Source organism: Streptomyces sp. NRRL B-1140 (assembly GCF_001280065.1).
GTDB lineage: Bacteria > Actinomycetota > Actinomycetes > Streptomycetales > Streptomycetaceae > Streptomyces.
The window spans coordinates 440133-464911 of record NZ_LGEA01000102.1 but is presented as its reverse complement, the minus strand read 5'-3'; the positions used below and the strand labels follow the sequence as shown (position 1 = coordinate 464911).

The following is a 24779-nucleotide window of genomic DNA, read 5'->3' as shown; positions in this document are numbered from 1 at the left end:
GAGGGGCTCGTACCGATCATGCACGAGCGGGCCGACGGTCCGGCCCGCGCCCCCACCAAGTGGGCGCCGCTGGGCGGGACGCGGCATCCCACCGCGGGGTCCGCTCCGTTCAGCCGCCCGGGCCCGCGGCAGGGGCCGTCACATAAGGGGCCACTGACGGCCCGTCGGCTTCGGCGGGCTGGGCCGGAGTCGCGCCGTGGTGGCGCTGGCGGCGGGTGTAGGCGCTGACCGCCTTCCAGAGGTCGCGGCGGTCGGCGTCGGGCCACAGGCCGGGGGTGAAGTGCAGCTCGGCGTAGGCCGTGTGCCAGGGCAGGAAGTTGGAGACGCGCTGTTCGCCGCCGGTGCGCCAGAGCAGGTCCACGTCGGGCATGTCCGGGAGCGGCAGGTGCTCCGCGAAGTCGTCCTCGGCGATCAGGCGGGGCTCGAGACGGCCGGCCCGGGCCCGGTGGGCCAGGGCGGCGGCCGTGCGGGTGAGTTCGTCCCGGCCGCCGTAGTCGATGCACATCGTCAGCGTCAGGCCGGTGCGGGCCCGGGTCGTGCGCTCCCGCAGGTGGAGGAGGTCGACCAGGTCGGGAGGCAGCCGGCCGGCGCGGCCGTGCCAGCGCAGCCGGACGTCCAGGTCGCGGAAGGGGTTCTCGGCCAGTTCGTCGCGGAGCAGGCCGAGGATCGCGTCGACCTCCTCCGGCTCGCGGTGCCAGTTCTCGGTGGAGAAGGTGTAGAGCGTCAGGTGGCGCAGGCCGATGTCCAGCGCACCGTGGACCACCTCGCGGACGGCCGAGGCACCGGCGCGGTGACCCGCGTGCCGGGGCAGGCCGCGCTGCTGGGCCCAGCGGCCGTTGCCGTCCATGATCACGGCGACGTGGGCGGGCATCAGGCCGGGCGGGATCTCGGGCGGCCGCTCGCCGCTCGGGTGGGGCGGCGGCAGCCGGAAGGCGCCGGTGGGTGCCGGCCCGGCGGGTGCCGGTGCCCTGCGTGCGCCGGGCCGGTGCGGCGGCGGCACCGTGAGCGGCGTCAGGCTCCAGGCCAGGGCCGCGCGGGCCCGGGCGGGGGCGAGGATGCGGGCCCGGGTGCGCAGTGCGGGCCGGGGTGCGGAGCGCAGCAGGTCCGGGCCGGCCGCGTCGACGGCGTCGAGCTGGGCGCGCAGCAGGGCGGCCATCGTGTGCAGGACCGTCGCGGGCCCGGGGTGCATGCCCCGGGTGAGGGACTCCTGGCTCACCCACCGGCGAGCCAGGCCGGTCAGGTGCGCGACCAGGGCGGCGACGGCGGGGCTCCAGCGGCGCTGCGCGAGGTCGGCCGCGGAACCTGGGTGCGGGTCGAGGGCCTCGGCGGGCAGGAGCAGGTCGCCCTGGGCGAGGTCGGCGGCCAGGTCGGTGAGGATGTCGGTGAGCCGGACGCCGTCGAGGAACTCCTCGTAGGCCTCCCGGGTGTCCAGGCGCAGCGCGACGGGAACACCGGCCCGGTCGAAGACCGTGCGGACCAGACCGAACCAGGGCAGCAGGTTGTCCCGGCCCCAGGCGCGCCACTGCGCCCAGTCGGCGAAGTGCCTGCCGCGGGTGTCGTCCCGGACCTGGGCCATGGCGTCCCGCAGCTCGGACAGGTCCAGGCGCCAGCGGTGCGCGGTGTCCACCAGGGCGTGGCGGACCGGGTCCGGGCTGGTGCCGCCGGGCAGTTCGCGGTGCAGGGCGCTGATCCAGGCCTCGACCCGGGCCGCCCGCTCGGCGGCGGGCGCGGTGCTGTCGTCCCCCAAGTCGTCGAGGGCGTTGGCGGCCGCCCACAGGGCGTGCAGGGCCGGACGCAGGGCCGCGGGCACCAGCTGGATCAGCGCGTACTCCGCCGGGTCCTGGTCTCTCGTCCGGAGCCGGCACAGCCGGTAGGCCGCCCGCAGGGCCGGGTCGTCGCCGGTCACCGGGCGGTCGGCCCGCTCCGAGGGTTCGGAGGTCGCTTCTCGGTCCGCCGGTGCTGTGGTCGCGGGGGGCACATCGCTCACACCCAGGACGATACGTCCTGGTTCAGCCGGTGGATCACAGGGGCGGGCGCGCGTCAGGGACGCCTCTCACGGCCCCGGTCCCGGATCCGGCCGCACGGCCTCGGTGATCCCGGCCCGGGCCGCTTCGAGCTGGGCGGCGAACGCGATGCCGAGGAACAGCACCACACCGGTCAGGTTGGCCCACAGCAGCAGGGCGACGAAGGCCGTCAGCGGCCCGTAGACGGCGCCGAAGGAGCCGCTCTTCGCGACGTACAGCGCCAGCAGCCAGGTGGCCGTGATCCACAGCACCAGATGGACCGCGGAGCCGAACGCGAGCCAGGTGTACCCCGGTTGGTCCCGGCGGGGCGCCCAGCGGAAGATCACCGAGGAGGCCACCCACGCGAGCAGCACACCCAGCGGCAGATCCAGAGCCTCCCACCAGTCGAGCCATGTACCGGACCAGCCGAGGGCCTGCACCATCGCGCTGCCCACGGCGTCACCGGCCACGAGGACGAGGAAGCCCAGCACCATCGGCATGCCCGCGGCGAGGGCGAGCAGCAGGGAGCGGCCGTACTTGGCCAGGAAGGGCCGGTCGCGCTCGATGCCGTAGATGCGGTTGGCGCCGCGCTCGACCTGGGCCATCGCCGAAGCCAGGTTGAGCACGGCGAACACCAGGCCCAGCCACATGGCGACGGCGCCCCAGACGCCGGAACCGGCACTGCGCTCGGTGCCGTGCAGGGCGTCCTCGACCAGACGCGTGCTGGCGCCGGGCACGATCCGGCCGAGGGTGAGTTCGATGATCCGCCCCACGCTCTCCGTGTGCACGGTGGTGGCCACGCCGACCAGGGCGATGGTGAACGGCACCATGCCCAGGACCACCTGGAAGGCGAGGGAGCGGGAGTTGCTGAAGCCGTCCGCGTAGCGGAACCGGGTGAACGCGTCGACGAGCAGCCGGCGGCCTCCGTAGCGCCGCAGGGCGGTGAACGCCTCGTCCCCGGAGAGCTCCTCCCCGATCATGTCCCGTGTCTGCGGGACGTGCACTGCGGTGCCCATCGAGAAAGGTCTCCTTCTGCCTGCCCTGCGTACCGGACCAGCATGCCGGGCGACGCGGCCGCGCGTGGGTCAGAAGGGCATGCGGCCGCGGGTGCGGCGGCCGGCGGAGCCGCTGCGGCTCACCGCGCGGGAGCTCGTGTGGAAGGGCTTGGCGAAGAGCCTGCCCAGGACACCGGGTGCTTTGCCGCCGGCCCGGGCGCCCGCGCCGAGCGAACGCTGGGTGCCGCGCTCGGGGTGGCGGGAGAGGCGGGGGACGAGGAAGGCGAGCACGGCCAGCAGCACGCACCCGGCGATGACGACAGCGACGATCACGGTAACTCCCTTGACTGGTAGGGGAGGTACGGGTTCCCCGCCGAGCCGCCCGTATGTGCCCGCCTCCGTTTCCGGGCTGTTCCGGGGCTATTCCTCCGTCGGGGTCTCCTGCGGCGGGTCGCCCTCACCCGGGGTGTTCGCGTCGTCGCGGTCGCCCTCCGCCTGGGACGGGGTGGGACGCGGGGTCGTGTCCTGCTCGTCGTCGCGGTCGCCTTCTGCCTGGGACGGGGTGTGGTCGCTCATCGTGCACCTCCTCGCGCAGCAGTCGGCTGCCGGGTACCCCGGTGGTCCGGGGAACACCGGCCCCGGCCCCGGCCACTCACCCTCAGCCCCGGCGGCGCCTGGCCACGGCCCGGTGCAGGGCCGTGCGCAGCTCGGCCGGCGGGGCCGGGCCGTCCGCCTCCGCGCTCGCCGTCACCGCCGCCGCGACGTCCCTCAGCTTCGTGTTCGACAGCTGGGACGTCTCCCGCAGGATGTGCCACGCCTCGTCGGACGCGCAGCCGTGCGTGGCCATGAGGATGCCGCGTGCCTGGTCGATGACGGGGCGGGAGGCGATCGCCTGGCGCAGCTGCTCGACCTCCTCCTGCAGGACGTGCAGGCACTCCGCGCGTTCCAGGGCGACCGCGGAGACGGTGCGGACGGCCGGTGGAGCTGCGGGGGCGGGGCCCGTGGTCTCCAGACCGGTCAGCGGGTCGGTCGTGTCCAGGCCCGCCAGCTCCAGGATCCGGCGCGGCTGGCCGTTCCAATTCGTCGCCGTCACCGTCAGCGCATGCTGCCGGCCGTGATCGGCCAGCACGTCCAGGAACTGCAGGCCCGCCGTGTCCATGAAGTGCACGCCCCCCATGTCCAGGTCCACCCGCGTGACGGTGGCCGGCAGGCCGGCCAGGGTTCGCGCCAGGGTGTCCGCGCAACCGTGGACGAGCTCACCCCGCGGGGTGAGCTCGGCGCGGTCCGCGTCGACGCGGCCACGGATGACCAGGGTGTCCAGCCCTCCCGTGAGATGTGGTGATGCCGCTGAGGTCATGTCACCGCCTTGTCGGTCCTCGTCGGTCGTGTGCGTCTCGCCGGACTGCACGACGTCTCTCGCCCCCGTGGACGTCCGTGTGAGCTGCGCCTGCCCGCCGTACGGCTTACTACACACCTTTTCGGGGAATGAGCTTCTGCCGTACGGGTACGAGCGCTGTGGTCCGGAAACGTGGGGAGAGGCCTTGAAGACTCGGCATCAGCTCTCGGCGGCCGGCCCCGTACCGGGCCTGGCGGTGTTCCCGCTCGCCGGGCAGCGGGGCGTCCGGGCGGCAGGGGAGGTCGGCCTGACGACGCGTGCGATCTGGGAAGGCGTGCTGGAAGAGGCTGTTCGCGAGGGTGAGGACGTGTACTACCTTGAGCTGTCCGACGTGACGTTCGTCGACGTCGCGGGTGCCGGTGCGCTCGCGGCCGCCGCCGGGCAGCTCCCGGACGGCCGGAGGTTCGTGGTGCGCCGGCCGCCGGCGGCCCTGCGACGGACGCTGGACCTGCTGTGGCCCGGACAGACGGGGATCGAGGTGTCGACGTCATGACCATCGCTGTCACCGAGCCCTCCGGGCCCGGCCCCTTCGCCCACCCCGCGCTGTTCTACCGGGACGAGCAGGAGTACCTCGACGGCACCCTGCCCTTCGTGCGTGACGGCCTGGAGGCCGGAGAGCCGGTCGCCGTCGCCGTGCCCGGCAAGAACCTCGCCCTGATCAGGGACGCGCTGGGGGACGCCGCCGAGGCCGTGCGGCTGCTGGACATGCGCGAGGCCGGACGCAACCCCGGGCGCATCATCCCGGGCGTGCTGCGCGCCTTCGCCGACGCCCAGCCACCCGGCCGCCGGGTACGGATCATCGGCGAGCCCGTCTGGGCGGGCCGGTCCGACATCGAGTACCCGGCCTGCGCCCAGCACGAGGCGCTCATCAACGCCGCCTTCCAGGGCCGGGCCGCGACGATCATGTGCCCGTACGACGTGGCGCGGCTGCCCGAGCACATGGTCACCGACGCGTACGCCACCCACCCCACCGTCATCCACTCCGGTTCCCGGACGGAGCAGGACAGTACGGCGTACGCCCCCGAGGACGTGGTCGCCCGCTACAACGAGGCGCTGCCGCCCGTGCCGGAGGCGCTGGTGTTCGCCTTCGACTCCGACTCCCTCTCCCACGCCCGGCATGTGGCCGTCGGGGAGGGCGCGCGGCTCGGCCTCGTCGGCGTGAAACTCGACGACCTGGCCCTCGCCACGGCCGAGCTCACCACCAACAGCGTGGTGCACGGCGGTGGTTCGGGGGAGCTCCGGGTGTGGCCCGAGGACGGCTACGTGGTGTGCGAGGTCCACGACGACGGGCACATCACGGACGTCCTCGCCGGACGCCGGCCCGTGCCCCGCGACCAGCGCGGCGGGCGCGGGATCCTGCTGGTCAACCTGATCGCCGACCTGGTGCGGGTGCACCGCGGCGACAGCGGGACGACCGTGCGCTGCTGGTTCGCCCGCTGACCCGCCCGCCCGGCCGTGACCCGGCCCGTGGCGAAGCGCACAGGCTCTCGGCGTCGCCGGCAGGGGCCGGACACTCGACGGCCGGCGCTCGGGCTCTCGGCGTCTGCGGCCGGGGCTCTGGCATCCGGTGTCTGCGACCGGGGCTCGGGCCTGCGACCGGGGCTCTGGCATCCGGTGTCTGCGACCGGGGCTCTGGCATCTGGCGTCTGCGGCCGGGGCTCTGGCATCCGGTGTCTGCGACCGGGGCTCTGGCATCCGGCGTCTGCGATCGGCGGTCAGGCACCCGGGGTCTGCTGCCCGGGGTCAGGCCCCGGCGTCTGTGTCCGGCGCTCGGGCTCTCGGCGTCTGCGACCGGGCTCTGGCATCCGGCGTCTGCGAGCGGCATTCAGGCACCCGGCCTCTGCGACCCGGGGTAAGGCACTCAATGGCGGCGGTCGGGGTTCAGGTGCCCAGCGGGTCCAGGGCCAGTGGCGCGATCCTGCCCTCCAGCATCGCTCCGAGCCCCTGCACGGCGCACACGTCCGGCCGCTCGGCGATGTGCACCGGCATGCCGGTGGCCTGCCGCAGCATCTGGTCCAGGCCCGGCAGCAGGGCGCTGCCGCCGACCATCATGATCCCCCGGTCGGCCAGGTCGGCGACCAGGTCGGGTGGGCAGTCCCGCAGCACCTTGCCGATGCCGTCGAGGATCGCGGTGAGCGGCGTCTGGATGGCCTCCCGGACGGCCGCCGTGTCGACCTGGACGGAACGCGCCAGGCCCGTGGCGACGTCCCGGCCGTGGATCTCCGTGGAGGCCGGGCCCTGCGCGGTGAGGCCGTTGCCGGACAGGGCCAGCTGCAACGGCCGCACCGACTGGCTCGGCAGCATCAGCTCGTGTTCGTGCCGCAGGTGCTGCACGATCGCGTGGTCGACGGCCTCGCCGCCCACCGGAATCCGCTCGGCGGTCACGATCGAGCCGAGCGACAGCACGGCCACCTGCGTGGCCGCCGCCCCGCACACCATGATCATCGTGGCCTCGGGCTGCTCCACGGGCAGCCCGCAGCCGACGGCCGCGGCGATGAGCGTGTCGACCAGTTCCACCCGGCGTGCTCCCAGCCCCACGAGCGTCTCGATCGCGGCGCGCTGGGCCAGCGGGTCGGCGTCGTGCGGGGTGCAGGCCGCGGCCCGCAGGATCGGCTTGCGGCGCAGCGCGCGGCGCATCTTGTCGCCGAGCAGATGCCGCAGCATGCGCTGCGCCATCTCGATGTCGACGACGGTGCCGCCGGAGACCGGCCGGACCACCCGGATGTAGTGCGGGGTGCGGCCCGTCATCTTCTCGGCGAGCTCGCCGACCGCGATCAGCGCGCCGGTGCGGGTGTTCACGGCGGCGGCGGACGGCTGGTCGACGACGAGCCCGGCGCCCTTGACGTAGACGCGTGTGCGGGCCGCCCCCAGGTCGACGGCGAAGTGGCAGCGGCGCAACTGCTCCAGACTGGCGGTCATGGCAGGTCCTCCCGAGAGCACAGACCGTGGGGGGCCGCCAGGTGGCGGGCCTCGCAGGCGTGGGTCCGCCGGGTGGCGGGCCTCCTTCGCATCGTGCGCGGGAGGGGCCCGGGCCGCCTTTCCTGGGGGGCCGGGCGGGGCACCGCCGAACGGGGGGTTCGAGGGGGGCGGGACACCGCCTTCGCCTCGTGTCCGGCCCCCGCGCGGCTGCCGGCCGGGTGGGCCCCGGGACGACGGGGGCCCTCCCCGGAACGGGGGCGTTCACCGGCCTCACCCGCCGACCGTCCCCCGGATCACCCCCAGTTCCACCAGGTCCTGCGGCCGGATGCGCAGCTGGTCCGCCGTCGGCTCCACCTCACGCGGCGGCCGTTTGAGGATGGCCGCCGCGAGTTCCGGCGCGATCACGGAGAAGTAGCTGTCGGGGGTGGCCCAGGTGTTGCCGGGGGCCGCCAGGGCCAGGGCGCCGCCGGAGCCGCCCTCGCCGATCACCAGCGTCGTCACCGGGGTGCGGGCACCCGCGACCACCCCGAACAGGTCGGCGATCGCCGCGCCCACACCCTGCCGCTCGGCCTCCGCGTCGTTGGCCGCGCCCGGGGTGTCCACCAGCGTCAGCACCGGGATGCCGAGCCGGTCGGCGAGGCGGATCAGCCGGGCGGCGGTGCGATAGCCGGCGGGACGGGTCGCCGTCCCGGTCTGCGCGGCGTACGCGACCGTGCGGCCCTCGTGCGTGCCGAAGCCGCACAGCATGCCGTCCGGGTCCGTGCCGCCGCAGCGGTCGCCGCTGATCGCGACCCGGTCGGTGAAGTAGGCGTCCAGGTAGGCGGCGGCCCGCGGCCGCCGGGGCGAACGGGCGCGGCGGACGGCGTCCCAGCCCGTGACGGGCAGGACCGTGGAGCCGCCGAGCGGTTCGGGCGGCGGGGCGGGCGTGGTGGACGGGCACGTCAGCAGCCGCAGCCACCGCCCCAGCGTCCCGCGCAGCTCTTCCGGCCGTACGACCGCGTCCGCCGCGCCCGCCGCCACCTGCGCCTCAGCCGTGTACGCCGCCGGGTCCGCGTCCGCCGGGCGCACCCGGGAGCCGGCGAATCCCACCTGGGCGCCGGGCAGCGCGAGCGTCACGTCGGCGCCCGCGCCCAGGGTGGCCCAGCCACCCCCGGTCGTCGGGTCGCGCAGGATCGCGACCTGGGCGAGGGAGGCCTCCCGCGTGAGCGCCGACTGGCGGGCCACCCGCTGGAGTTGGGTCAGCGCGAGCATGCCCTCCTGCATGCGGCTGCCGCCCGTCGCCACCAGCGGCACCACCGGGAAGCGGCGTTCCCGGGCGTACGCGTACGCCGCCTCCAGCCGGTCGCCGGTGCGCTTGCCCAGGGAGCCGCCGAGGAAGCCGAACTCGAAAGCGATCAGCACCGCCCGGGTGCCGCCCACGCGGGCGGTGCCGCAGACCACGGACTCCCGCTCGCCGGTGCGTTCGGCGGCTCGGGCGAGGGAGGCGTCGTAACCCGGCCAGGCGAGCGGTCCGTCGGGCCTGGAGTGCCCCGGCGGGGCGGGGAGTTCCGCGAAGGTGGCGTCGTCGGCCAGGGCGGTCACGACCTCGCGGGCGGAGCCGAGGTCAGTCATGGGCCAGCGCCCGCTTCATGATCTTCCCCATGTCGTTGCGGGGCAGGGCGTCGAGGTGGTGCACGACCCGCGGCCGCTTGTGCGGCGCGAGCCGCCGCGCCACATGGTCCGCCAACTCCTCGAGGCCGGGCGGCGCTTGGGGGTCCGCCGGCACGATCCACGCCACGATCCGCTCGCCCAGGTCGGCGTCCGGCTCCCCGGTGACGGCCGCCTCCCGCACCCCGGGGTGCTCCAGGAGCGCGTTCTCGATCTCACCGGCCCCGATCTTGTAACCACCGCTCTTGATCAGGTCGGTGGCCTTGCGGCCGACGATCCGGACGTAGCCGTCGGGGTCGCGCACCGCCATGTCGCCGGTGCGGAAGAAGCCGTCGGCGGTGAACGCGGCGGCGGTGGCGTCGGGACGGTTGAGGTACTCGGTGAACAGGTGGGGTCCGCGCACCTGGATCTCGCCCACCGTCTCCCCGTCGTACGCGGTGACCTCCGAGCCGTCCTCCTCTACCAGCCGCAGCTCCACCCCCGGCAGGGGCACCCCGACCGTGCCCGGGCGGGCCTCGCCGTCGGCGCGGACGCTGGTGTTCATCAGTGTCTCCGTCATGCCGTAGCGCTCGATCACCCGCCGCCCGGTCGCGGTCGCGATCCGCCCGTGGTCGTGCACCGGCAGCGCGGCGGAACCGGAGACCAGCAGCCGTGCCCCGGTCAGTGCCTTCACCAGGTCCGGGTCGCTCGTCACCGCCTCCGCGATGCGGTGGTACATCGTCGGCACGCCGAACAGCATGGTCGCTCCGGCGTTCAGCTCGCGAGCGACGCCCTGGGTGGTGAAGCGGCCCAGGTGGCGCACCGAACCCCCGCGCCGCAGCGGGCCGAGGGTGCCCAGGACCAGGCCGTGCACGTGGAACAGGGGCAGTCCGTGGACGAGCACGTCGTCGCCGGTCCACTGCCAGGCGTCGGCCAGGGCGTCCAGGGTGGTCGCCACGGCCCGGCGCGGCAGGACGGCGCCCTTGGGCGGGCCGGTGGTGCCGGAGGTGTAGACGATCAGGGCCGGGGCGTTCTCGCCGGCGTGCTCCTCGGGGACGCGGCCGGAGCCGTGGACGTCGACGTCCAGGCGAGGCAGATCCCGCACGGGAGCCGGGAGTTGGTCGTCGGGCGCCGTGAGCACCAGGTCGGGGGCACTGTCGGACAGGATGTGCCCGAGCTCCTTCTCGCCGGACTTGGGGTTGAGCGGTACGGCGGCGACCCCGGCCAGCAGCGCGGCGACGACGGCGACGGCGGTCTCCATGGTGGGCGTCGCCCAGACGGCGACCCGGCGGGCGTCCCCGACGCGTTCCGCCGTCGCACCGGCCGCGGCGGCGAGCTCGCCGTAGGTCAGGGAGCGCTCGCCGAACCGCAGGGCGGGCCGGTCGGCAGCGCCGCCGGTCAGGGCGGGGAAAAGGGAGGTCACGCGTCACATCTCCTCAGCTGTTCGCCTGTTCACGGGCGCCGGCCCGGCTGTCCCCAGCCGGGCACGACCTTCACCAGCCAGGCCGCCGCCGGGACGACCGCGACCACGATTCCTCCGTACACCATCGGCCGCCGGAAGAAACGTGCGCCCCGAGGGCGGTCTGCGCACCGGAGTCCTAGAGGCCCGCGTGGACCGTCGTCTCCACCACGTCCGCCACCACACAACTGACGTTGTCCGGGCCGCCCGCCGCGTTCGCCGCCTCGACCAGGGCCCGCACCGTCTCGTCGGGGGAGGCGGGCGAGGCGAGGAGCTCCCGGACGCGGGTGTCGGGGACGACGGCCGACAGGCCGTCGGAGCAGAGTAGATAGCGGACGTCGGCCCGGGTGTCGTGCAGGCGGAGGTCCGGGGCCGCGCCGGACCCGCCTCCGGTCAGGGCCTTCAGAAGCAGGGCCCGCTCGGGGTGGGAAGCCGCCTCCTCCGGCGTCAGCCGGCCCTCGTCGACCATCGACTGGACCATGGTGTGGTCGTGCGTGATGCGGAACAGTTCGCCGTCGCGCAGCAGGTAGGCGCGGGAGTCGCCGATGTGCACCAGCGCCAGCCGCGACCCCGTCCACAGCAGGGCCGTCAGGGTCGTGCCGACGTCGTCGGAGCCGTCGGCGACGTCCCGCACGGCCTGTTCGGCGCCCCGTACCGCGTCCTCCAGGACGCCGAGGACACCACCGGCGGGGACGTCGTCGGTGTCCAGGAAGCGCAGCGCCTCCACGGCGGCACTGCTCGCCGGTGCGCCCGCCGGTCCGAAGCCGTCGGCGACGGCGAGCAGCCGGGTGCCCGCGTAGGCGGTGTCCTGGTTGGCGGGGCGCACCAGGCCGGTGTCCGAGTGGGCGGAGTAGCGCAGTTCCAGCATGGCGGTGTCCTTCCCGGGCCCGTCCGGGCCCGTCGTCAGGTGATCGACCAGGAACGCGGCGAGGTCGCGCCGGACCGCCGTGTCCGCCTCGACACGCGCCCAGTAGGCGCGGATCTCGCGGGCGGCGGCCGACCCGTCGCGGTCGTGCAGGAGGCACACCCGGCGGATCTCGGCCAGCGGCATGCCCAGCCGCCGCAGCCACGCCACCAGCCGGGCCCGCTCCAGCTGCGCCGCCGCGTAGTACCGGTATCCGGTGTCCGGGTCCACGCGGGCGGGCCGCAGCAGGTCCAGCTCGTCGTACAGACGCAGCGCCTTCGGCGAGAGCCGGCACGCCTTCGCGAACGCGCCGATCGTGAGCATGGCCATCCGGTCCCACCGTCCTCGCGTCCCGCGTGCTCGTCCGTTCCGCCACCGATGCTGGGGCTTCACCGAAGGTGAAGGTCAACCGGGGTGTCCCGGTTCCGGACGGGATTGTTAGCCTGCGACGGACATCGAGTCGACGTCCGTACGAGGAGGGAGTGGCCGTGGCCGGCACCCCGCGCATCGCCGTCGTCACCTACGACCCCCGCGGTGAGCAGCACAAGGACCGGGACCTGCCGGTGCTGGTGGACGCGCTGCGGGAAGCCGGGGCCGACGCCGTGGCCGTCGCCTGGGACGACCCGGGCACGGACTGGTCCGGGTTCGATCTCGCCCTCCTGCGCTCCACGTGGGACTACAGCTGGCGCGCCGCGGAGTTCACGGCCTGGGCCGAGCGGTGCGCCCAGGCGACCCGGCTCGCCAATCCGGTCGGCGTCGTGCGGTGGAACGCCGACAAGCGCTACCTCGGGCAGCTCGCCGAGGCCGGAGTGCCCGCCGTGCCCACCGGGTTCTTCGCGCCCGGCGACCCCGTCGCCCTGCCCGCCGACCGCGAGTACGTCGTGAAGCCCGCCTCCGGGGCCGGTGCCCGGTACGCCGCCCGCTACCCGGCCGGGGAGCGGGACGCCGCCGTACGGCAGGTCGAGCGCATGCACGCCGAGGGGTTCACCGTCATGGTGCAGCCCTACCTGAACGGCATCGACACCCACGGCGAGCGGGCCCTGCAGTTCTTCGGCGGGCGCCTGCTGCACGCCAGCGTCAAGGGCGCCGTGCTCGCCCCGGGCACGCCGTACGACGCCGACAAGGTCGCCCACCCCGACCTGCGCCCGTGGGAGCCGACCGCGGCCGAACTGGCCGTCGCCGAGCGGGCCCTGGCGGCCGTACCCGGGGACGCGGAGCTGCTGTACGCCCGCGTGGACCTCGTCACCGGGCCGGACGGCGAGCCGTGCGTGATGGAGCTGGAGCTGATCGAGCCGAACCTGTTCCTGGGGCTGCACCCGGACTCGCTGCCCAGGGTCGTGCGGGCGGTACTGGCCGCCGCAGGCTGAGCACGGCACGCGGGACATACGTCCCCTGACGTCCCGCGATGCGGCTTTTGGTGTACTGCTAGGGCCATGCCCTCCGAGCGACAGTCCTGGGCGCCGCTGCTGGCGGTGTGCGCCGGGTACTTCATGGTGATCCTGGACGTGACGGTCATCAACGTCGCCGTACCGGTGATCGGGCGGGAGCTGTCGGCCTCGCTCACCGGTATCCAGTGGATCACCGACGGGTACACGCTGGTCTTCGCCGGGTTCCTGCTGACGGGCGGGGCGCTGGGGGACCGGCTGGGCAACCGGCGGGTCTTCTGCTGGGGCGTGGCGGTGTTCACCGCGTCCTCGGCGGCCTGCGCGCTCGCGCCCGGCGCGTCCTTCCTGGTGGTGGCCCGGCTGGTGGAAGGGCTCGGCGCGGCGCTGATCGTGCCGGGGTCGCTGGCCCTGCTCCAGCAGTCCTACCCGCGGCCGGACGCCCGCTCGCGGGCCTTCGGGCTGTGGGGCTCGATGGCGGGCATCGCGGCCTCCGCCGGGCCGCTGCTGGGCGGGCTGCTCGTCTCCACGGTGGGCTGGCGCTGGGTGTTCCTCATCAACCTGCCCGTCGGCGCGGCCTGCCTGGCGCTGACCCTGCGGCACGTGGCCCGCTCGCCCCGGCGCGCCGACCGGGCCCTGGACCTGCCCGCACAGGTCGCGGTCGTCGCCGCGGTGGCCCTGCTGACCGCGGCCCTCAACGAGGCCGGGCGGCGCGGCTGGTCCGACCCGGCCGTCCTCGCCGGGCTCGGGCTGGCCGTCCTGGCCGCCGCGGCCTTCGCCCTGCGTGAGCGGCTGGCCCGGTCCCCGGCCCTCCCGCTGAGCCTGCTGCGCTCCCGCACCATGAGCGGCGGGGCCCTCATCGGCCTGCTGTTCAACTTCGGCTTCTACGGCATGGTGTTCACCGCCAGCCTGGAGTTCCAGCACCAGCGCGGCTACAGCGCCCTCGGCACCGGCCTCGCGCTGTTCCCCGCGGTGGCCATGACCATGTTCGCCTCGGTCCTGTCCGGGCGGCTGTCCCGCCGCACCGGCGACCGCCCCCTGGTCGTCTCGGGCATGCTCCTGGCCGCCCTGGGGCTGGCCGGCTGGGCCGCGGCGGGCCCCGACCCCGCCTACGGGCTCCTGGTGCTCCCGATGATGGCGGCCGGCTTCGGCACGTCCTTCGCCCTCACCGGCTCGACCGCCACCGTCATGGGCGCCGCGCCCCCGGCCTACTCGGGAGCCGCCTCCGCCCTGTTCAACACCACCCGCCAGGTCGGCAGCGCCACCGGCGTCGCCCTCGGCGGCAGCCTGCTCGCGTCGGCCGCGAGTTACGGGACCGGGATCCGGACGAGCATGGGCATCGGGGCGCTCGCCTATGTGACGGCGGCGGCCCTGGCATGGAGGTGCGTGCCCGCGAAGCAGCGGCCGGAGTCCCTCAGCTCCGGGGACCGCTGACGGACACCCGCTGCACCAGCCCCCAGGTGAACTCCGCGACGGCCTCCCGCAACCTCCCGTGCGCGTCCGGCGCGGTGAACGCCAGTCCCCACCGGGTCGGTGCCGTGCCCTCCAGGGGACGGGCCGGGGCGAAGGCACGGGCCGCCTCGTCGACCGTGCAGGACCAGGGGGTGAGGTCGTCCAGGGTGCGCAGCTCGGGACCCTTCGCGCCCGGCGCCCGGACCAGCCACTCGTTCCACACGGCACGGTTCGGGGCGGTCAGCACCTCGAAGCGCAGGGTGGGCCACAGGGGCACCGGCCACAGCCAGGCCTCGCAGTCGAGATCACCGATCCGGCGCGGCGTACGGGACTCCGGCTCGCCCAGCACCTGGCGGTAGCGGGTCAGGGGCGCCCGGGAGCGCGGGGAGCGGACCATCGCCTGCCAGCGCCTGTTCGCCTCGCGCATGTCGGCGATGGACACCCCCAGCTCACGGCGGGCGTCCTCCACCGGCCCGGGGTTGTGGTCGGCCATGCGGCGCAGCAGCACCAGCTGGAAGTCGAGCGGGGTGAAGGGGCTAGCGGGGGGCTTTCCGGAGGGCATGGGACCCATCGTCGCCCACCGGGGCCCTGCCGGGGCGGCGGCCGTCGGGCAGGAACAGCACGGAGTTGACGTAGCGCGGGCCCCGCAGGAGCGGGGAGGGCAGGACGCGGCGGAGCAGGCCGTGGGAGACGACGTAGGACGCGTCGGCCTGGTGGTCCTCCAGCGGGAACTTCGCCAGCGGCACCCAGGTGTCGCCGGGCAGGACCCAGCCGTCGTAGCCGAGCAGGGACAGATAGGTCACCACCGGCGCGATCGGCTGGATGCGGGACTCCAGCTCCACGAAGAGGGCCGGCCGGTCACGGGCCAGCAGACCCGTGGCTCCGCGCAGCACCGCGAGCTCGTTGCCGTCCACGTCGATCTTGATGAAGCCGACGTCGCGCAGTCCGAGTTCGTCCAGCGTGACGCAGTGCACGTCCAGCGCGCGGCCGTGGATGTCGCGCCGCACCAGCGACGACACGCCCCGGTCGCCCGAGTCGTCCGGCGGCAGCCACAGCCGGGCGATGCCCGGCCGGTCCGAGGCCGCCGCGCGGATCACCCGGACGTTCGGCGGGGCGGCGGCGGTCAGCAGCCGGGCCAGATGGGGCACCGGCTCGATGGTCACGACCTGCTCGGCGAGGCCGGACAGGCGATACGTCCAGGGCCCGTACCAGCCGCCGACGTCCACCGCCGTACGGCAGCCCGGCGGGCAGAGTTCCGCGAGCCGGGCCAGTTCCGGTTCGAACCGGGGGTACAGCGCCCGGGCCGTCGCGGCCACCAGGCGGGTGGGCAGCAGGGGCGCGACGCGGGCCGCCAGGCCGGTCACGGTGCCATCCTCTTGAGGAGTTCCTCGTGCTCGTCGTCCGGCACCTGTTCGCCCGAGGACGGCAGCAGCTGCGGAATGCCGTCGGTGATCGGGTAACGCCGGTGCAGGCGCGGGTTGTACAGCGCCTCCTCCCGCCCGGCCTCCTCGGCCAGCAGGTGCAGTGGGCCCTTGTCGATCGGGCACGCCAGGATCTTCAGCAGCGGGTCGTCGGGCTTCACGATGAGGTCAGCTCCTTGGCGGGTGGGGAGGGTCGGGGAGAAGCGTCGTGCTTGGGCATGGTCAGCAGCACGGCCACCGCCAGGGCCGTGCCCGCCACCCGCAGCGCGAGCCGCAGCGGCTCGTCCGGCAGGGCCTCACCGAACGACAGCGTGCCGAGCACCGCCGTGAACAGGCTCGTCACGGTCGTGCACACCGGCACGATCAGCGAGGCCCGGCAGCGCTGCAGCGCCGCCTGCGACATCACCAGGCCGAACGCGCCGGTGAACAGCAGGAGGTACGGATAGGGGGAAGCCAGCAGGCCCAGCACCGCGCCGCCGACGCCGTCGGTCGTCAGACGGCTGGAGACGCCCTTGATGGCCAGCGAGCTGACCCCGTACAGCAGGCCCACAGCCACGCCGTACTCGACGCCGGTCGTCGGGCGCCGGTGCCGGTTGCGGGCCCGCCGCTCGGCGGAGCCGTACAGCCACACCCCGGCCGCCAGCGACGGCACGCACACCAGCAGGATCAGCGGGTAGGGCGCGTCCTGGCTGACGGTGTCCGCGCCCTCGCGCAGTGACAGCACCACCATCAGCAGGGCCAGCAGGATCGCGCCCAGCGCGTACCGCTCCCGGCCGGACGTCTCCTCGCCGAGCAGCCGCGCGGACAGCAGCACGAGCAGCACCAGCCCGGAGACGAAGATGCCCTGCGCGGCGGCGATCGGCAGGGTGCGGTAGACGACGAGCTGCGCGGCGAAACCGGCGGCGAGGGCGAGGGATCCGCCGATCCACAGGGGGCTGCCGAGGACCAGGCGCAGCAGCCGGGCCGGCCGGCGGATCGTCACCTCGGGCAGGGCGGTGAGGGCCCGCTTCTCCAGCACGAAGCCCAGGCTGTACAGGGTGTTCGCCAGCAGGGCCGCGGCCACTCCCCACCACATGGGCTACGTCCTCCTGGCGTGCAGCAGCAGGATCGACGCGAGCTGCGGCCGGGCGCAGGCCAGCCTGTCCAGCGGCCGCAGCGGGCGGGGCACGCCGTGGAAGGGGGCTCCTTCGAGCCGTACGACGGTGAAGCCGGACGCGGCGACGAACTCCCTGAGCGCGCGGGCGGTGTAGAGCCGCAGGTGCCCCACCACCTCCTCGCCCGGGCGGCCGTGGATGCCGCGCAGGCTGACCTCCGAGAACACCGGCTGCACCCCGGCCAGCAGCAGGCCGCGGTTGTACCAGGCGGCCAGGTTGGGTGTGGACAGCATCAGATGACCGCCGGGGCGCAGGATCCGCCGGATCTCGTCGAGGGCCGCGTCCGGATCGACGAGGTGCTCGATGACCTCGCTGAACAGCACGGCGTCGGCCGAACCGGACGCGAACGGCAGCCCGCCGCCGGTGAGTTCGCCGCGCACCGCGTACGGGATGCGAGTGCGGGCGCGGCGCAGGGCGTCCTGGGACCAGTCGACGCCGATGACGCGGTGGCCGGGCAGGAGCGGGGCGGCGGTGGCGGCGGCGGTGCCGTCACCGCAGCCGATGTCGAGGATCGTCCGCGGGCTCGCGGTCGCCGGGCCGCTCAGGGCCCGCGCGAGCATGCGGGCCTGGCGGAGGCTGCGCGGGGTGCCGGAGGCGACGGGCACGGCGGGGTTCTCGTAGAAGTCGCGTAGATCGCGCGGTGGGGCGCCGGTCGTGGTCGGTGTCGTCACGGGGTCACCTCCGTGGTGTGCAGGTAGTGCTCGAAGAGGTCGCGGAGGTGGGCGCCGTCGCCGCTGCTGAGCAGGGCCTTCGACCAGCGCAGGGCCAGATGGAGACGGCCGGCCGTGGAGGCGGTGGTCACGGTCAGACCGCGCGGCATCCGGGCGGGCGCCGAGAACCAGACCGCGTGCGCGCGGCCCGTCTCCTCCCCGAAGTCCAGCGAGTAGGGGATCCGGCCGATGTTGCTGAGCAGGGTCGTCGACGTCCAGGGCGCGGCGGCCCGGCGCAGGGTGCGGGTGAGGGCGGCGCGGGCGGTGACGGGCGCCCAGGGGGACGTCAGGAGGGCCGCCCCGTGGCCGAGTTGCGGGCGGGGGAGGGACTTCAGGGCGCGGGTCCGCTCCGCGGTGCGCCGCAGCAGGGCCCGCATGTCGGTGACGTCCGGTTCCCCCGGCGCGAACGGGACTTCCACCAGGCGGGTGCCGTTGCCGATGGGCATGGTGGTGTCGCGGGGCCGGTCGTCCACGGGCATGGTGATGCGCAGGGGCCGCGGCCGGGCGCCGTGCTCCCTGTTCCAGTGGGCGATGGTCAGGGCCGTGGTCACCATGAGCTGGTCGTTGACGGTGTACGGGGAACCCTTGGGGCGGTGCGGGAGGGGCAGCTCGGTCACGAGCACACCGTTGCCGGGGGAGGGCTCGGGCGTGCCGTGCGCCACCCGCGCCGGGGGCGACCAGCCGCCCGGGGTGTCCGGGACCTCCCGCCGGGGTTCGGCGGGGCGGGTCGGGGGCGCCGCGGGGGCGTTGTCCCGGCCTCCGTACAGCTCGGCGGCCGTGGCCAGGACCCGCAGGCACGCCGGGCCGTCCAGGGCGGTGTGGTTGATGGTGAGCAGCAGGACCGAGTCCACCACCTCCAGCCGGATCGGCGGGGACTTCGACAGGGGAGGGGCGTGGGTGAGGGCCCGGGTCCTGGCGTCCTGCAGGGCTCGTGGGCCCGGCGGGACGAAGGTCACCACCTCCACGTCGGGCTCCGGCGTCAGCTCCCACTCGTACCGCCGCCGGTACCACGGCCCTGGCGCCTCCCGCATCAGGATCCGCGGATGCCGCTGCAGCGCTTCCAGGAACGCCTTGCGCAGCCGCCCCCGGTCGAGAGGGCCGGGCAGGTGCACCTCGATGTGAACGGTCTCCGGTTCCGCCTCCTGGAGGCAGTGCCGTGACACCTCGTCCACCATCGGGAACGGGATGCGTACCGGTGCCGTCATACGGTCTCGCCCTCCCCGGTGTCCGTCCTCGGCAGCCGCCGCGTCGGCGCCTCCGCGGGCGGCGGCCCCTCGCGCAGGCTCACCAGCCCCGCGAACAGGCCGATCAGCGACAGCAGTTGGGCCAGATGTCCGAACGCGCCCTCGCCCGCGCCCACCGGCTCCCCGGCGCCGAAGGCCGCGACGATCCCGGCTCCCGCCAGGGCGGCGAACGCGATCGGCACCAGCAGGGCGTGCCGTCGCGCGGCGAGCAGCGCCAGCGCCGGGACCAGCAGCGCGAACCAGCCCGCGATCACCACCCCGACCAGCGTCAGCGCCACCGTGCCCAGCCACAGCCCGGGCAGCGGCGGGGCCGGCTGGGGCGTGTCGGGGTTGGGGGCGCGGCGCCGCCACAGCGCCAGACCGATCAGGACCGCGATGCCGACACCGCTGCCGATCAGGGCGGCGTCGTACGTCACGGCCGGCTCGTAGGACAGCTTCACCGCGCCGCCCGCCCCGGCCGGGACCCGCCAGCCCTGCTGCCAGCCGTCCAGCCGCACCGGGGTCAGCTCCTTGCCGTTCAGCGTGGCCCGCCAGCCGTCGTTGAAGTTCTCGTAGGTGGTGAGGTACGAGGCCGCGCCCGAGCCGACCGTCACCGCGCGCCGGTCGCCCAGCCAGTCCCGGATCCGCAGGTCCCGCCCGGCCGCGGCGGCCTCGGGGACCGTGCCGCGGGTCAGTGTCACGTCCGTCAGCGCGAGCGGGCCCGCGTCGCCGCCCTCCAGGCGGTGCTCCCCGGCGTTCAGCCGCACCTCGGTGTCGTCCCGGCCCTCCTGGCAGAGCGTCACCTCCACGCCCCGCCGCTCGACCAGGTCCCGCACGGTGCCCTTCGCACCCGTCCGGTACAGCTCGCCGTCCAGCGCCACCACCGGACCCTTGCCGCAGGGCAGGGAGAACTTCCGGGTGCCGTCCGGCTGCGGGGTGCGGTACTGGTCGAGGGAGGGGATGTACGCCTCCGTGAGGCCCACCGGGAGGCGCAGGTCCTCGTCGGCGACCGGGTTGTGCAGGGTCAGCGGGGCCGTTTCGGTGATGGTGATGTCGAGCCGGTCGGTGGTGATCGGCGGGAAGCGGACCCAGCCGTTCTTGTCGGCTCCGGCGATGGCCGCGCCGTCCGGGGAGCTGATGTGCACCTCGGACGCGCGGGCGGACAGACCGCCCGCGGGCGCCAGCACCAGTTCGCCGACCGGCTGCTTGCCCTCCCAGCGCAGGTGGATCGTCGGCCGGTCGCCCGCGATCCACGCCGTCGTCAGGTCGCCGTCGGTGAGGTTGCGTGCCGCGAGGCCCGCGCCGAGACTCGCCGTGGAGTCGGCGGTGGCGACGATCCGGGACTGCTGTTCGGGGGCCACCTCGTAGAGCAGCTCGTCGAGCTGCGCGCCCGGCACGGGCACCGCGCTCGCCTTCACCTCGTACGTCCCGGCGGCCGGGGTCGTGAAGCGGCGGTGCAGACCGGTCTCGGCGCCGGTCGCGGAGAGACCCGTCGGGTCGGAGGCGCGGTGCAGGGAGACGACCGTCGCGGCCGACGAGGAGTCCTCGGCGTCCGCCGGGAGCCGCAGCAACCGCGTCACCTGCACGTCCGGCAAGTCGATCTCGGAGAAGCCCGCGCCGGTCAGCCCGGACCTGCGCTCCACGGAGTCCACGATCGTCAGCTTCATCCACCGCGTCGCGCCCTCCGGCGCCCTGACCCGCTGGGTCGTGCCGTTGGGCTGCAGGAAGCTCGTCCGCTCGCCCTTCTCGGTCTCCACCCTTACCTTCGTCGCCGCGGCCCGCACGCTCTCCTGCGGCAGCGGCGTGACCCTGAAGGCGGGCGGCATGTCGTAGCGGCCGGTGAAGCCGATGCGCAGCCACTGCCCGTCCGGCGTGTCCGGGGCGCCCTCCGCCCACGCGGTGTCCGGATTGCCGTCGAAGGCGTTCACCGGGTCGTACTGCGGCAGGTGGAACAGCCAGTTGCCGTACGAGGACGCCGACACCGAGCGGGCACCGCGCAGTTCGGCCACCGTCTGGTGATCGGTGCCCTCGGTGGGCAGGATCTGACGCGGCTTCTCGCCCGGGTCCTGCAGGGCGTCCGGCGCGTTGCGCTCGTCGCGCGTGTACGTGTACGACGTACCGGCGTTGACCAGCCCGAACCGGGTGTCCGCCCGCCGCAGCCCGTCACCGAGCACCTGCACGGCCGGGGTGCCGAGCCCCGGGTGGTTGTCACCGGCCAGGACGGTCGCCCGGCCGCGCAGCCGCTCCGCCAGCGGCAGCAGCGCCTCGGGCCCGCCGGACACCACGGCCGTGTCGGCGACCGGGGTGAGCCCCGCCTGCCCCGGCCGGACCACGTCCTCACCCGTCGGCCGGTAGATCTCCACGGCCCGCTGCCGCGGGTACAGCCCCTCGACCTGGAGCGGCGCGTCCTGCGCGATCCGGCCGCCGGTCATCACCGGCCCGAGGCCCGTCACCCGCTCGTACCCCGACTGCTCCAGGGTGCGCTTGACGGTCGCGGTGGGCACGTAGCCGATCTGGTCGGGGTCGAGGTCGTTGCGGACGACGACGTAATACAGCCCGGCCCGGCTCAAGTAGTCGGCCAGACCCGGCACTTCGGCCCCGGACGTCAGGGCCTGCTCGACGGCGTCCATGGCGCGCCGGTTGCCGGGCGTACCGAACGGCACGTAGTCGCGCTGCGCCCACCGCGACTCGGCGAGCACGTCGAGCGGCTGGTCGATCGGGGAGCCCCAGGTGTAGAGGCCGTGCGCGGTCGCCGGGACGACCAGGGCGCGCGAGTCGGGCGAGTACTTCTCCAGCCAGTCGGCCGTGGCCTGCCAGTACGTGGGCAGCTTCTGGAACGATCCCGGGCTGAGGATCGAGCCGTTGAGGTACGGCCACAGCAGCCCGGGCAGGATCAGCACGGCCGCGACCAGCGGGGCGAAGCGCCGTCCGCGCACCTGACGGGCCCCGCGCGGCTCGGCGGCCACCCCCACCAGATGCGCCAGGCCCAGCACGAGCGCCAGCGCCACACCGGCCTGGAACTTGTAGATGTTCCGGAACGGCGACAGCCATCCGTCCAGCCAGCCCTGCACGATCCCGTGGAACGGCGCCCCGAACGCCCCGCCGTACCCGGCGAGCAGCACCAGCGCCGCCACCAGCACCGTCAGCACCAGCCACCGCCGCTCGGGCATGTCCCGCCGGGCCAGTCCGGCGAGCCCCAGCCCGGCGGCGAGGGCGGAGCAGAGGATCACGATCACGGAGGACGCCACGGCCCAGCCGGCCGGCAGCCACGCCTCACCCAGGTGCAGATAGGCGACCCAGTTCCCGGCGCCGCGCAGCGCCTCGGTCGCCGACATGGTGTCCGTGGTCGTCCGCGCGGTCTCGATATAGGGGAGGAAGTTCTCGCCGTAGACCCCGAGCAGCAGCAGCGGCACCCACCACCACGCGGTCACCACGAGCACGGCCGGGGTCCACCAGGCGATCAGCTTGCGCTGCCGGGGGCCGGGCGGCCGGGACAGCAGATACAACCCGGCCGGCAGCAGGGACGCCAGCGTCGCCGACGCGTTCACCCCGCCCATGAACGGCACGAGCAGCGCCGACCGCAGGGCCGCGACCCGGGCGGCGTACCGCTCGTTCGTCAGCGGCAGCAGCACCCACGGCAGGAACGCCCCGGGCAGCGCGGCGGCCGACGTCGACCCGACGACCGTGGTGAACACCGGCCACAGCGCATAGGCCAGGGCCCCCAGCAGCCGGGACGCCCCGCTCCCCACCCGCAGCCGCTCCGCCAGCCGCAACGCCCCCCAGAAAGCCACGGACACGATCAGCGACAGCCACAGCCGCTCCGCCAGCCACACCGGCAGCCGCACGAGGTCGCACAGCCAGTAGAACGGCAGCATCGGCCACAGATAACCGACGTACTGGTCCTGGATCCCGCCGAATCCGGCCCGGTCGTGCCACAACTGGCCCAGATCGGCGAGGAACTGCCCCGGATCGACCGTGACGCCGAGCTTGGTGTCGAAGGTCTGCCGCCCCGGCCGCACCGCGAGGAACAACACGAACACCACGGCCCAGAAACCCAGCAGCCAGCGCCGCGACCGCGGGCCGTCGGGCGGGCCCGCGGTGGTCGCGGTGGTGGGGACGGCCGCCGGGGGAGGAGCCTGGACCGTGGTTGTCATGTAGGACACCGCCGCAGAATGAGGAGGAGGTTCCAGGTGGCGAACTCGCGGATGCCGGGCGCCTTGACCACGGTCTCCGCGAGGAACGGCCAGTAGCGGGAACGCGCCGAGACGAGGGTGACGTCGTCCCGGGCGCGCACCTGCCGCAGGGTGGAGCCGATGTGCACCGCGAACAGGTTCTCGCCTAGCGTGTGCTTGGCGGGCCTGCCCGTCCGCCGCGCGTAACGGGCCCGGGCCCGTTCGGCGCCGAACCAGTGCCACGGGGCCCACTCGTGCCCGCCCCACGGCGACAGCCAGTTGGTGAACGACACATAGATCAGACCGCCGGGCCGCGTCACCCGGGCCAGCTCGCTGAGGAACGTCTCCGGATCGGCCACGTGCTCCAGCACGTTGGAGGAGAAGGTGACGTCCGCGACGCCGTCCCGCAGCGGCAGCAGGTACCCGTCGGCGACGACCGCCGCGGCAGGGGGCTTCCCGCCGAGCTCGGCCGGGTCGGGCTCGAAGAGGAACGCCTGCGCCCCGCGGCGCCGGAACTCCTCGGTGAAGTACCCGCTGCCGCCGCCGACGTCCAGGACGGTACGCCCCGCGACGGGACCGTCGTAGGCCTCGACCTGATCGGCGGCGTCGCGCGCGAGCAGCGCGTAACAGCTCTCGGGATCGTCCTGTTCGTGGAGGAAGGCACGGAACAGAGCAAGGGATCGCCTGAACGAGGGGTCTTTCGGCGTGGTCGAGGGGCGCGGGGCTGCGCCACGGACGGCTCCGCCGCGTGGGCGCGACCGGCCACGACGCACCGCAAGCCGCCTCACGGCCCCCAGCTCCTCACCGCCTCCGCGGCCACCACCCGGAACTGCCGAACCGTCCGGTCCCACCGGAACTGCGCCGCCCGCTCCCGCGCCGCCTTGCCCATCAGCTCCCGCCGCCGCCCCGACAGGGCCAGCGCACACCACGCCGCGGCGAACGAGGACTCCCCGCGTGCGAGGACCCCGGTCTCACCGTCCACCACGGAGTCCTTGAGCCCCGGCACGTCGAAGGCCACACTCGGCGTCTGCCGGGCCGCGGCCTCCGTCACGACGAGACCCCACCCCTCCACCGCCGAGGGATGCAGCAACAGCCAGGCCGCGCACAGCAGCCGGTGCTTCTCTGCCTCCGTCACGTACCCGGTGAACTCCACACCCGGACCGGCGAGACGCTCCAGCCGCTCCCGCTCGGGCCCGTCACCGACGATCACCAGCCGGCCGCCGGTCACCGGCCGCACCCGCTCCCAGAGCCGCAGCAGCAGGTCGACCCGCTTGTACTCGACCAGGCGCCCGACGGCGACGAACAACGGCTCGGTGGAGCGCTCGGCCCTCGGGCCCGGCTCCTCCACCCCGTTGTGCACGACCCTGATCCGCTCCCGCTCGACCCCGATCGCCCGCAACGCGTGGGCGGTCGAGGAGGACACGGCGACGAGCAGGTTGCGCTGCTGCGCCCCCGCCAGGGCCCAGTGCTCGAGTCTTCGGCCGATCCGCGCCGCCGGTGCCAGCGGCCCGCCGAAGCGCATCGTCCACAGATCCGTGTGGACGTGGTTGACCAGACACAGGGTGGGCCCCCGGTGCCACAGCGGCGCCAGGTACGGCATGCCGTTGCACACCTCCACCAGCAGATCGCACTCGCCGACCCGGCGTGCGAAGGCCGATCTCGCGCGCAGGTAGTGCCCGTACGGGCCGCCCGCGGACACGACCCGGTAGTCACGCCGGGCCGCGGGCCCCCCGCACAGCAGGGTCACCTGGTGACCCAGGCGGGTCAGGCCGTCGGCGAGCCGGTCGACCAGCAGCTCGGAGCCGCCGGCGGACGGGTTGTCCAGATCACGATGGGCGAGGAAGACGATCCGGCGCGGATGTGGGGGGAGCGCCGGGGGGTGCTGCGCGCTGGGGGACGCCGCGCGCAGCTTGGACGGTACGTGCTGGGGCATGGGTGCTCCAACTCGTCTCGGGGTGCGGAA

The 24779-nt window shown here is 74.6% G+C and carries 22 protein-coding genes; 4 read left to right on the top strand and 18 right to left on the bottom strand.

The window, feature by feature from the left end; all coding sequences use genetic code 11:
* Positions 1-109: 109 nt before the first annotated feature.
* The 5 genes from uppS to ADK65_RS22880 form a co-directional block, all read right to left on the bottom strand.
* Entirely contained in the window at positions 110-1987 is a 1878-nt protein-coding gene (gene uppS / locus ADK65_RS22895) for a polyprenyl diphosphate synthase (protein WP_324614298.1), read from the bottom strand.
* Between the two features lie 66 nt (positions 1988-2053).
* Positions 2054-3019, bottom strand: a complete 966-nt coding sequence (locus ADK65_RS22890) for a YihY/virulence factor BrkB family protein (RefSeq protein WP_053672212.1) — start codon at positions 3017-3019, stop codon at positions 2054-2056.
* Between the two features lie 69 nt (positions 3020-3088).
* Positions 3089-3331, bottom strand: a complete 243-nt coding sequence (locus tag ADK65_RS22885) for a DUF6411 family protein (protein WP_053672211.1) — start codon at positions 3329-3331, stop codon at positions 3089-3091.
* Positions 3332-3418: 87 nt separating this feature from the next.
* A complete protein-coding gene (locus ADK65_RS38145; RefSeq protein WP_199825680.1) occupies positions 3419-3574 on the bottom strand; it encodes a hypothetical protein in 156 nt (51 codons plus the stop codon).
* A gap of 82 nt (positions 3575-3656) precedes the next feature.
* On the bottom strand, positions 3657-4355 hold the full coding sequence (locus ADK65_RS22880) for an ANTAR domain-containing protein (RefSeq protein ID WP_053672279.1): 699 nt from the start codon (positions 4353-4355) through the stop codon (positions 3657-3659).
* A 184-nt stretch (positions 4356-4539) separates the two neighbouring features.
* On the opposite strand from ADK65_RS22880, the gene ADK65_RS22875 reads away from it, so the two are divergent.
* Positions 4540-4887, top strand: a complete 348-nt coding sequence (locus ADK65_RS22875; protein WP_053672210.1) for an STAS domain-containing protein — start codon at positions 4540-4542, stop codon at positions 4885-4887.
* Positions 4884-5834, top strand: a complete 951-nt coding sequence (locus ADK65_RS22870; protein ID WP_053672209.1) for an anti-sigma factor RsbA family regulatory protein — start codon at positions 4884-4886, stop codon at positions 5832-5834. Before ADK65_RS22875 ends, ADK65_RS22870 begins: the two co-directional genes overlap by 4 nt.
* A gap of 441 nt (positions 5835-6275) precedes the next feature.
* On the opposite strand, the gene ADK65_RS22865 is transcribed toward ADK65_RS22870, so the two are convergent.
* The 4 genes from ADK65_RS22865 to ADK65_RS22850 form a co-directional block, all read right to left on the bottom strand.
* On the bottom strand, positions 6276-7313 hold the full coding sequence (locus tag ADK65_RS22865) for a rod shape-determining protein (RefSeq protein WP_053672208.1): 1038 nt from the start codon (positions 7311-7313) through the stop codon (positions 6276-6278).
* A gap of 270 nt (positions 7314-7583) precedes the next feature.
* Positions 7584-8924 carry a carboxyl transferase domain-containing protein gene (locus ADK65_RS22860; protein ID WP_053672207.1) on the bottom strand — a complete coding sequence of 447 codons (1341 nt, stop codon included), beginning with the start codon at positions 8922-8924 and terminating at the stop codon, positions 7584-7586.
* Positions 8917-10362, bottom strand: a complete 1446-nt coding sequence (locus tag ADK65_RS22855) for an acyl-CoA synthetase (RefSeq protein ID WP_053672206.1) — start codon at positions 10360-10362, stop codon at positions 8917-8919. The genes ADK65_RS22860 and ADK65_RS22855 overlap by 8 nt, the downstream gene beginning before the upstream one ends.
* A 175-nt stretch (positions 10363-10537) precedes the next feature.
* On the bottom strand, positions 10538-11632 hold the full coding sequence (locus tag ADK65_RS22850; RefSeq protein ID WP_053672205.1) for a MerR family transcriptional regulator: 1095 nt from the start codon (positions 11630-11632) through the stop codon (positions 10538-10540).
* Positions 11633-11790: 158 nt separating this feature from the next.
* Here ADK65_RS22850 and ADK65_RS22845 point away from each other — a divergent pair, with 158 nt between their 5' ends.
* Together ADK65_RS22845 and ADK65_RS22840 are read left to right on the top strand one after the other, a co-directional pair.
* Positions 11791-12669: an ATP-grasp domain-containing protein gene (locus tag ADK65_RS22845; RefSeq protein ID WP_053672278.1), complete on the top strand. Its 879-nt coding sequence runs from the start codon at positions 11791-11793 to the stop codon at positions 12667-12669.
* Positions 12670-12735: 66 nt separating this feature from the next.
* Complete coding sequence (locus ADK65_RS22840; protein ID WP_053672204.1) at positions 12736-14118, top strand: MFS transporter; 1383 nt, start codon at positions 12736-12738, stop codon at positions 14116-14118.
* Here the strand turns inward: ADK65_RS22840 and ADK65_RS22835 are convergent.
* The 9 genes from ADK65_RS22835 to ADK65_RS22795 are packed head-to-tail and all read right to left on the bottom strand — an operon-like array spanning position 14099 to position 24749.
* Entirely contained in the window at positions 14099-14707 is a 609-nt protein-coding gene (locus ADK65_RS22835) for a hypothetical protein (RefSeq protein WP_053672203.1), read from the bottom strand. The two genes, ADK65_RS22840 and ADK65_RS22835, sit on opposite strands and share 20 nt — an antisense overlap.
* Entirely contained in the window at positions 14673-15500 is an 828-nt protein-coding gene (locus tag ADK65_RS22830; protein ID WP_053672202.1) for an FkbM family methyltransferase, read from the bottom strand. Before ADK65_RS22830 ends, ADK65_RS22835 begins: the two co-directional genes overlap by 35 nt.
* Positions 15497-15718, bottom strand: a complete 222-nt coding sequence (locus tag ADK65_RS22825) for a Trm112 family protein (RefSeq protein ID WP_053672201.1) — start codon at positions 15716-15718, stop codon at positions 15497-15499. Before ADK65_RS22825 ends, ADK65_RS22830 begins: the two co-directional genes overlap by 4 nt.
* Entirely contained in the window at positions 15715-16620 is a 906-nt protein-coding gene (locus ADK65_RS22820; RefSeq protein ID WP_053672277.1) for a hypothetical protein, read from the bottom strand. Before ADK65_RS22820 ends, ADK65_RS22825 begins: the two co-directional genes overlap by 4 nt.
* Before the next feature lie 15 nt (positions 16621-16635).
* Positions 16636-17382, bottom strand: coding sequence for a class I SAM-dependent methyltransferase (locus tag ADK65_RS22815; RefSeq protein ID WP_053672200.1), 747 nt, complete (start codon positions 17380-17382; stop codon positions 16636-16638).
* Complete coding sequence (locus tag ADK65_RS22810; protein ID WP_053672199.1) at positions 17379-18626, bottom strand: condensation protein; 1248 nt, start codon at positions 18624-18626, stop codon at positions 17379-17381. The genes ADK65_RS22815 and ADK65_RS22810 overlap by 4 nt, the downstream gene beginning before the upstream one ends.
* On the bottom strand, positions 18623-22798 hold the full coding sequence (locus ADK65_RS22805; protein ID WP_053672198.1) for a DUF3367 domain-containing protein: 4176 nt from the start codon (positions 22796-22798) through the stop codon (positions 18623-18625). Before ADK65_RS22805 ends, ADK65_RS22810 begins: the two co-directional genes overlap by 4 nt.
* Complete coding sequence (locus ADK65_RS22800) at positions 22795-23589, bottom strand: class I SAM-dependent methyltransferase (RefSeq protein ID WP_053672197.1); 795 nt, start codon at positions 23587-23589, stop codon at positions 22795-22797. The genes ADK65_RS22805 and ADK65_RS22800 overlap by 4 nt, the downstream gene beginning before the upstream one ends.
* Positions 23590-23600: 11 nt before the next feature.
* Positions 23601-24749 carry a glycosyltransferase family 4 protein gene (locus ADK65_RS22795; protein ID WP_053672196.1) on the bottom strand — a complete coding sequence of 383 codons (1149 nt, stop codon included), beginning with the start codon at positions 24747-24749 and terminating at the stop codon, positions 23601-23603.
* Positions 24750-24779 lie beyond the last annotated feature (30 nt).